Source organism: Pseudomonas sp. HP_01 (assembly GCF_055284355.1).
Genome location: NZ_JBTOPV010000057.1, coordinates 1 through 8652 on the forward strand (window position 1 = coordinate 1; position 8652 = coordinate 8652).

The following is an 8652-nucleotide window of genomic DNA, read 5'->3' on the forward strand; positions in this document are numbered from 1 at the left end:
CCATGTGGCCGAGCGCGCTGAACTGGGCGAAGGCCGCGAGGCAATCATTGCCGTGACCATTCCGGAACAGGCGGGCAGCTTCAAGGCGTTCTGCGAAGCCATCGGCAAACGCCAGATCACCGAATTCAATTACCGCTACCACACCGACCGCGAGGCGCACATCTTCGTCGGCGTGCAGACCCACCCCGACACCGACCCTCGCAAGGCCCTGATCGCGAGTCTGACGGAACAGGGTTTCCCGGTGCTGGACCTGACCGACAACGAACTGGCCAAGCTGCACCTTCGGCACATGGTCGGCGGGCATTCGGAGCGGGTCAGCGACGAAGTGGTGCTGCGCTTTGAATTCCCGGAGCGTCCGGGTGCACTGTTCAATTTCCTGAACAAATTGGGCGGGAAATGGAATATTTCGATGTTCCATTACCGTAATCACGGCGCGGCGGATGGCCGAGTGGTGGCGGGGTTGGTGGTGCCGGAAGATGAGCGGCATCTAGTGCCGCAGGCGCTGGCAGAGATTGGTTACCCGTATTGGGACGAGACCAAGAACCCGGCTTACAAGCTGTTTTTGGGGTGAGCTCCGAAGACTGACACTGCTGACTTCAGCGGTTCATGTCCGGGACTGTAGGAGCGAGGCTTGTCCCGCGATCTGCCGGGAACCGGCAGCAATACCGTGCATGCGGTCTCCGGACTGAAGAAGCAAGGTCGCTCATGGGCTGCCGCTTCGCGCCAGATCGCGGGACAAGCCACGCTCCTACAGGATCAACAGCGGCGGCGACATACAACCGGCTGCTAATCTTCAAACACCGCCAGACACAGGGACACGAACACAATGGAACACTTCGCTGCACTGAAAATCCTGCACGTCGTCAGCACGGTGCTGCTGTTCATCTGCGCGCTGGGGCTGATCGTGTGGATCGTTCGCGGCCGCCGGGCCGGCGATGCGACGGTGCAGAACCGCGCCATGCAACGGCCGTGGGCATTTGTCTGGGTGCTGATGGGCGTGTGCCTGATAACCCTGCCGATCAGCGGTTGGTGGCTGGTGCACTACGCTGGCTGGCCGCTGGGACAGACCTGGCTGCTGGCGGCGAGTGTGCTGTATCTCTTCGGCGCCTTGAGCTGGGCCTGGCTGGCGGTGCGGGTCAATCGCCTGCGCCGGCCGGTGATCGTGGGTAATTCCCGCTTTACACTCGCCCTGGCCATCTTCAGCGTGGTCTGCTTCGTGGCGATTGCCGGTCTGATGGGTGCCAAACCGGTTTAAACCGCCGATTGCCATGACAGAGGGCTAGCCTGCTCGATTTTTCGCGGGCAAGCGCGCTCCTACACCGCAGTGCTTTTAGTAGGCCGGAGGGCACTTGCTCGCGAAGGCTTTTCAGTCGCGCAGTGAAATCACCGGCCAGCCGCGACGGGTGGCCTCGGCGCGCAGCTTTTCATCAGGATCGACCGCGACCGGGTGGGCGACCTGCTCCAGCAGTGGCAAATCGTTCATAGAATCACTGTAGAACCAGCTGTCATCCAGGTTGAAGCCGTTCTCTTCGATCCAGCGGTTCAGGCGTGTCACTTTGCCCTCGCGGAAGCACGGCACGTCAGTGGTGCGCCCGGTGTAGCGGCCATCGACGATCTCGCACTCGGTCGCCAGCAACGTGTCGATGCCCAGCCGGGCCACGATCGGTGCGGTGACGAAACGGTTGGTCGCCGTGATCACCACCAGCTTGTCGCCAGCGTCGCGGTGTTTGGCGATGAGGGCCATGGCTTTCGGCAGGATCAGGGGCTCGATGCAGTCGCGCATGAATTCCCGGTGCCATTCGTCGAGCTGCGCCATGTCAGTGCGGCCGAGAATCTCCAGGCTGAAATTCAAGTAGTCGGTCAGGTTCAGCGTGCCGGCCAGATAGTCCTGATAAAAGGCATCGTTGCGTGCCTTGTAGGCAGCGCCGTCCAAGATGCCCCGTTCGCACAGGTAATCGCCCCAGGCATGGTCGCTGTCGCCGCCGAGGAGGGTGTTGTCGAGGTCGAAGAGGGCCAGACGCATGGGCTTTACTCGCTGAAATATCAGAAAAAAGAGCACAAGAATACGAGGTTTGCCTAAGAGATCGCATCTATTAATGCAGTTGTCACGATAAGCTGTCGCAGCCTCGTTGCTGCCTTCACGATCTTTGTGGAACAATGCGGCGACATGCGTTTGCGAGGTTGTAGCCGTGATCGACCCCGATGGTTTTCGCCCTAATGTCGGGATAATTCTGACAAATGATGCTGGTCAGGTCTTATGGGCTCGGCGCATCAATCAAGACGCCTGGCAGTTTCCACAGGGGGGTATCAACCCTCAGGAGACCCCGGAAGACGCGCTTTACCGTGAATTGAATGAAGAAGTCGGGCTGGAACGGCATGATGTTGAAATTCTTGCCTGCACCCGGGGTTGGTTGCGCTATCGTCTGCCGCAACGTTTGGTCCGTACCCACAGCCAGCCGCTGTGCATCGGCCAGAAGCAAAAATGGTTTCTCCTGCGCCTGATCTCCAACGAGCAGCGGGTGCGGATGGATTTGACCGGCAAACCGGAGTTCGATGGCTGGCGTTGGGTCAGTTATTGGTACCCGTTGGGCCAGGTGGTGACATTCAAGCGCGAAGTATATCGCCGCGCACTCAAAGAGCTTGCCCCGCGCCTGTTGGCGCGCGACTGACACGGAGTTCGACCCCGAGCCATGCTCAATACGCTGCGCAAGATCGTCCAGGAAGTTAACTCCGCCAAGGATCTCAAGGCGGCGTTGGGCATTATTGTATTGCGCGTAAAAGAGGCCATGAGCAGCCAGGTCTGCTCGGTCTATCTGCTCGATCCTGAAGCGAATCGCTTCGTGCTGATGGCCACCGAAGGCCTGAACAAGCGCTCGATCGGCAAGGTGAGCATGGCCCCGAACGAGGGCCTCGTGGGTCTGGTCGGTACGCGTGAAGAACCGCTGAACCTCGAAAACGCCGCCGATCACCCTCGCTATCGTTACTTTGCCGAAACCGGTGAAGAACGCTACGCCTCTTTCCTCGGTGCGCCGATCATCCACCACCGCAGGGTAGTGGGCGTCCTGGTCATCCAGCAAAAAGAGCGCCGTCAGTTCGACGAGGGCGAAGAAGCCTTCCTGGTCACGATGAGCGCGCAGCTCGCCGGCGTTATCGCCCACGCAGAAGCCACCGGCTCCATTCGCGGGCTAGGTCGGCAGGGCAAGGGCATTCAGGAAGCCCGATTCGTCGGCGTGCCGGGTTCACCGGGTGCTGCCGTCGGCACCGCGCTGGTCATGCTGCCGCCGGCTGACCTAGAAGTCGTGCCGGACAAAACCGTCACCGACATCACCGCTGAGCTTAAACTGTTCCAGACTGCACTTGAAGGCGTTCGCAATGATATGCGCACCCTTTCGGCGAAGTTGGCGACACAATTGCGTCCTGAAGAGCGCGCGCTCTTCGATGTATACCTGATGATGCTCGACGATGCTTCGCTGGGCAGCGAAGTCACCAACGTCATCAAAACCGGCCAGTGGGCCCAGGGCGCGTTGCGTTCGGTGGTCAACGAGCACGTCAAACGCTTCGAGCTGATGGATGACGCCTATCTGCGTGAACGCGCATCGGACGTCAAAGACCTGGGTCGCCGCCTGCTGGCCTACCTTCAGGAAGCGCGCCAGCAAACACTGGTCTACCCCGACAACACCATTCTGGTCAGCGAAGAGCTCTCGCCCGCGATGCTTGGCGAGGTGCCGGAGGGCAAGTTGGTGGGGCTGATTTCGGTACTCGGCTCGGGTAACTCCCACGTCGCCATTCTGGCCAGGGCCATGGGTATTCCCACGGTCATGGGGGTGGTGGACCTACCGTACTCGAAAGTCGACGGCATCCAGCTGATCGTCGACGGCTACCACGGCGAAGTCTTCACCAACCCCTCCGAGATACTGATCAAGCAGTACTCCGTCGTCGTCGAAGAGGAGCGTCAGCTTTCTCAAGGCCTCGACGCGCTGCGTGAATTGCCGTGCGTGACCCTCGACGGTCACCGCATGCCGCTGTGGGTCAATACCGGTCTGCTGGCAGACGTGGCCCGTGCGCAACAGCGAGGCGCGGAAGGCGTGGGCCTGTACCGCACCGAAGTCCCGTTCATGATTCAGCAGCGGTTCCCGAGCGAGAAAGAACAGCTCGCCATTTACCGTGAGCAACTGGCGGCGTTCCACCCGTTACCGGTGACGATGCGAACGCTGGACATTGGCGGCGACAAGTCGCTGTCGTACTTCCCGATCAAGGAAGACAACCCGTTCCTCGGCTGGCGCGGCATTCGCGTGACGCTGGATCACCCGGAAATCTTCCTGGTGCAGACCCGCGCCATGCTCAAGGCCAGCGAAGGCTTGAACAACCTGCGGATTCTGTTGCCGATGATCTCCGGCACCCACGAAACCGAAGAGGCGTTGCACCTGATCCACCGGGCGTGGGGCGAAGTGCGCGATGAAGGCACCGACGTGCCGATGCCGCCGGTGGGCGTGATGATTGAAGTGCCGGCAGCGGTCTACCAGACCCGTGAGCTGGCGCGTCAGGTGGATTTCCTGTCTGTCGGCTCCAACGACTTGACCCAGTATTTGCTGGCGGTCGACCGCAACAACCCGCGGGTGGCGGATTTGTACGACTATCTCCACCCGGCGGTGCTCCAGGCCTTGCAGAGCGTGGTGCGCGATGCCCACGCCGAAGGCAAACCGGTGAGCATCTGCGGCGAAATGGCCGGTGATCCTGCGGCGGCGGTGCTGCTGATGGCGATGGGCTTCGACAGCCTCTCAATGAACGCCACCAACTTGCCGAAAGTGAAGTGGATGCTGCGCCAGATCAACCTGAGCATGGCCAAAGACCTGTTGGCCCAACTGATGAAGAACGACAATCCCCAAGTCATCAGCAGTTCGCTGCAACTGGCGCTGAGGAATCTGGGCCTGTCGCGGATGATCAATCCGGGGTCTGTGAAGGGGCATTGAGGGCTGGCGCTGCGCTGCTCTTAGTGGGACCGGCTTCAGCCGGGAAGAGGCCAGATCAGTCGCCCTCAAATGTGCGGTGTGACACAGGACGCTTTCCCGGCTAAAGCCGGTCCTACAAGGGTAAGCCCGCCGCACCAGCAGACGCGCAGCAGTTTATGTAGGACCGGCTTTAGCCGGGAAGAGGTGCAGTCAAATCCTCAGATCTACCTCTCCCAATCTCCCGCCATACGGCCCAAAGCTACGCTCGATCAGGCGCCGGCTGCCATCCGCATTAACCAGCAATACCGTGCTCGCCCGCGTGCCGTAATTGGGGCTGGCGATGAACACGCTCGACAGCAATTTCTCCGTCGCGAGCCCAACGCCGGTGCTCGGCAGTTCAGCGTCCGGCGCAGGCGCGTGGTCGGCAAGAAAACCAAACAGCGCTTCGGGATCAGGCGCGTGCAGCTGTTCGGACAGGGCGGCTTTGGCTTTCACCAGCTTCGGCCACGGCGTGTCGAGCCCGGCGTTGGACACCCCGTAAACGCCTGCTTCCAGGCGGCGGGGTGTCGGGTCGTTCGCATTGAGGAAGTGCAACTGGTGAAGATCACCCACCAGCAAGTTGAACCCGCCGTACTCCGCCGAACGCGCGGCGACATCACGCAAATACTCGTCAGTCGCAACTTCATTGTTTAAAAAACCAGCAACCAATTCGCCCCGCGAACGACGGCCAAGTGGCTTGCCCGGCTCGCGGATATTGGTCAGCGCTGCGAATCGTCCGTCAGCATTGATCCCCAGCCACGTCCCGCCCGCTTCAAGATCGCGCCCCGCATACACTTGCGGCGCGTCTTCCCACTGGGCCAGCGGCAGCGTAGGGCGGGCGTAGAACTCGTCACGATTGGCCGCCAGAATCAGCGGCTGAGGGTGCGACGGTCGCCACGCGAAGACGATAAGGCACATGGATGACTCCTTTTTGAGCCACTTTACCCACCCCGCACGCCGACATCCATCGCACGCTGCTAGAGCGGATCGGCCCGGTCCGGTAACATGCCGCACTGTTTTTGAGAGATGTCCGCGCCAGCCGTGGCGATATCGTCGGCGTGCGGGTTTGCCAACGCGGTCGCTCTTGCACCAAGTTTCATCATTATTGGGTGGCACCACCTGCTACCGCCGCCGCATAGTTCTGCTTCGTCGCTCAATGAGCGCTTCTATTTCAAGGAGTCGCAATGCTGCCTTACCCGCAGATTGACCCGGTAGCCGTGGCCATCGGTCCGCTGCAAATTCACTGGTACGGCCTGATGTATCTGGTCGGTATCGGCAGTGCCTGGTACCTGGCATCCCGTCGCCTGAATCGCTTTGACCCGACGTGGACCAAAGAAAAGCTCTCGGACATGATTTTCTGGGTCGCCATGGGCGTCATCGTCGGCGGGCGTCTCGGCTACGTCCTGTTCTACGATCTGCCCAACTACATCGCCAACCCGCTGCTGATCCTTGAAGTGTGGAAGGGCGGCATGGCGTTCCACGGCGGCTTTATCGGCGTGATGATTGCGACTTACTGGTTCGGCAAGCGCAACGGCAAGTCGTTCTTCCAGCTCATGGACTTCATCGCACCCATGGTGCCGATTGGTCTGGGCGCCGGGCGCATCGGCAACTTCATCAACGCCGAACTGTGGGGCAAGCCGACTGATCTGCCTTGGGCCATGGTGTTCCCCACCGACCCTGCGCAACTGCCGCGCCATCCGTCACAGCTTTACCAGTTCGCGCTGGAAGGCGTGGCCTTGTTCGTCATTCTCTATTTCTTCTCCCGCAAGCCGCGTCCGACCATGGCCGTTTCCGGCATGTTCGCGCTGTTCTACGGCATCTTCCGCTTCGTGGTGGAGTTCGTCCGCGTGCCGGACGCCCAGCTGGGTTATCTGGCCTGGGGCTGGGTGACCATGGGGCAGATCCTCAGCCTGCCGATGATCATTGGCGGTTTGGTGCTGATCTGGCTTGCTTACCACCGCGCGCCCGCTGCCAACAACGCTGCAGCGTGACGCGCCGGGTACATTTGCTGAACGCCGGGCCTGAAGGGTTCGGCGGATTCACCGAAACAGAGGGCCTTTGGTCATGAAGCAATACCTTGAACTGCTGCAGGACGTCATCAACAACGGAACCCGCAAGGGCGACCGCACCGGGACCGGCACCACGGCCGTGTTCGGTCGGCAGATTCGCCACAACCTGGCCGATGGCTTCCCGCTGCTGACCACCAAGAAGCTGCACTTCAAGAGCATCGCCAACGAGTTGATCTGGATGCTCAGCGGCAACACCAACACCAAATGGCTGAACGAGAACGGCGTGACCATCTGGGACGAGTGGGCCACCGAAGACGGCGACCTGGGCCCGGTGTACGGCGCACAGTGGACCGGCTGGCCAACCAAGGATGGCGGCAAGATCAACCAGATCGACTACATGGTCGATTGCCTGAAGAACAACCCCAACAGCCGCCGCATCCTGTTCCACGGCTGGAACACCGAATACCTGCCGGACGAGAAGCTGTCGCCGCAGGAGAACGTCAAGGCCGGACGCCAGGCCCTTGCGGTGTGTCATTTGCTGTACCAGGCCTTCGTGGCCGACGGCAAGCTGTCGATGCAGTTGTACATTCGCAGTTCCGACGTCTTCCTCGGCCTGCCGTACAACATCGCTGCGCTGGCGTTGCTGACCCACATGCTGGCTCAGCAATGCGACCTGATCCCCCACGAGATCATTGTCAGCCTGGGCGACACCCACGCCTATTCCAACCATGAAGAGCAGATCGCGACGCAGCTGACCCGCACGCCGCGACAGCTGCCGCAGCTGAACATCAAGCGCCGCCCGGAGAGCATCTACGATTACCGATTCGAAGATTTCGAGATCGTGGGTTATGACGCGGATCCGAGCATCAAGGCGCCAGTGGCTGTTTAATCGCTGATCCGAGCCGTTCGCTGGGCCTGTCGGAGCGCGCTTGCCCGCGATTGCGATTTGTATGTGTCAGGACATTGCCTGACACACTGCATTATCTGGTCGGCTGTGACCGTGAGTGGCGCGTTCCAGGGACAGCCGGGTTTCAGAGAGCCGCCGCTGTCCATCGAAGGCGTGGAAGCTGACTGGAACCATCGCGTGGATGGCGACTATTACTCGCAGCCGAGCAACCTGTTCCGCCTGATGAACGCCCGGGAGAAACAGTCGCTGTTCGACAACACCGCCCGCTCTCTGCGTGGCGTGTCGGCGCCGATTATCCAGCTGCACATCGACCATTGCTCAATGGCCGACCCCGAGTACGGGATTGGCGTGGCGGCTGCGGCTGAGCGTATTCACAACGCCTGATCCCTGTGGGACCGGTTTTAGCAGGGAAGGGGTCAGGGGCCTCACCGCAAGAGTGATGGTGATCAGACTGGCCTCTTCCCGGCTGAAGCCGGTCCCACTAAAGCATTCGCGTGCATTCAATGGGATTGGCTGGAACGCCGACTTGTAGGACCGGCTTTAGCCGGGAAGGCGTCGGATGCCACGCCGCAAAAGTGATGGTGCTCGCACTGACCTCTTCCCGGCTGAAGCCGGTCCCACTACAGCATTCGCGTGTATTCAATGGGATTGGCTGGAACGCCGACTTGTAGGACCGGCTTTAGCCGGGAAGGCGTCGGATGCCACGCCACAAAAGTGATGGTGCTCGCACTGACCTCTTCCCGGCTGA

Annotated in this window: 9 protein-coding genes; 7 read left to right on the forward strand and 2 right to left on the reverse strand. The window is 60.8% G+C overall.

Features of this window, described 5'->3' with window-relative positions; all coding sequences use genetic code 11:
* Positions 1-571, forward strand: a 571-nt coding sequence (locus tag ACYAR8_RS22645) for a threonine ammonia-lyase (RefSeq protein ID WP_463581123.1), incomplete at its 5' end; no start/stop codon positions are given.
* 255 nt (positions 572-826) lie between these two features.
* Entirely contained in the window at positions 827-1255 is a 429-nt protein-coding gene (locus ACYAR8_RS22650) for a DUF2269 family protein (RefSeq protein ID WP_074889731.1), read from the forward strand.
* Between the two features lie 111 nt (positions 1256-1366).
* Here the strand turns inward: ACYAR8_RS22650 and ACYAR8_RS22655 are convergent, their stop codons facing one another.
* Entirely contained in the window at positions 1367-2023 is a 657-nt protein-coding gene (locus ACYAR8_RS22655; RefSeq protein WP_108119144.1) for a histidinol-phosphatase, read from the reverse strand.
* Between the two features lie 166 nt (positions 2024-2189).
* Between ACYAR8_RS22655 and ACYAR8_RS22660 the strand changes: the two genes are divergently transcribed.
* Positions 2190-2669, forward strand: coding sequence for an RNA pyrophosphohydrolase (locus ACYAR8_RS22660; RefSeq protein ID WP_062379340.1), 480 nt, complete (start codon positions 2190-2192; stop codon positions 2667-2669).
* 21 nt (positions 2670-2690) lie between these two features.
* Entirely contained in the window at positions 2691-4970 is a 2280-nt protein-coding gene (ptsP, locus tag ACYAR8_RS22665) for a phosphoenolpyruvate--protein phosphotransferase (RefSeq protein WP_065986723.1), read from the forward strand.
* A 189-nt stretch (positions 4971-5159) separates the two neighbouring features.
* Here the strand turns inward: ptsP and ACYAR8_RS22670 are convergent, their stop codons facing one another.
* A complete protein-coding gene (locus ACYAR8_RS22670; RefSeq protein ID WP_463581124.1) occupies positions 5160-5906 on the reverse strand; it encodes an NRDE family protein in 747 nt (248 codons plus the stop codon).
* Between the two features lie 266 nt (positions 5907-6172).
* Here ACYAR8_RS22670 and lgt point away from each other — a divergent pair, with 266 nt between their 5' ends.
* The 3 genes from lgt to ACYAR8_RS22685 all read left to right on the forward strand — a co-directional run bounded on the left by lgt (position 6173) and on the right by ACYAR8_RS22685 (position 8288).
* Complete coding sequence (gene lgt / locus ACYAR8_RS22675; protein WP_074889720.1) at positions 6173-6979, forward strand: prolipoprotein diacylglyceryl transferase; 807 nt, start codon at positions 6173-6175, stop codon at positions 6977-6979.
* Between the two features lie 73 nt (positions 6980-7052).
* Positions 7053-7886, forward strand: coding sequence for a thymidylate synthase (locus tag ACYAR8_RS22680; protein WP_074889717.1), 834 nt, complete (start codon positions 7053-7055; stop codon positions 7884-7886).
* A 111-nt stretch (positions 7887-7997) separates the two neighbouring features.
* The gene (locus ACYAR8_RS22685) at positions 7998-8288 is read left to right on the forward strand and encodes a catalase-related domain-containing protein (RefSeq protein ID WP_463581125.1); all 291 of its coding nucleotides are present in this window, start codon (positions 7998-8000) and stop codon (positions 8286-8288) included.
* Positions 8289-8652: the final 364 nt, after the last annotated feature.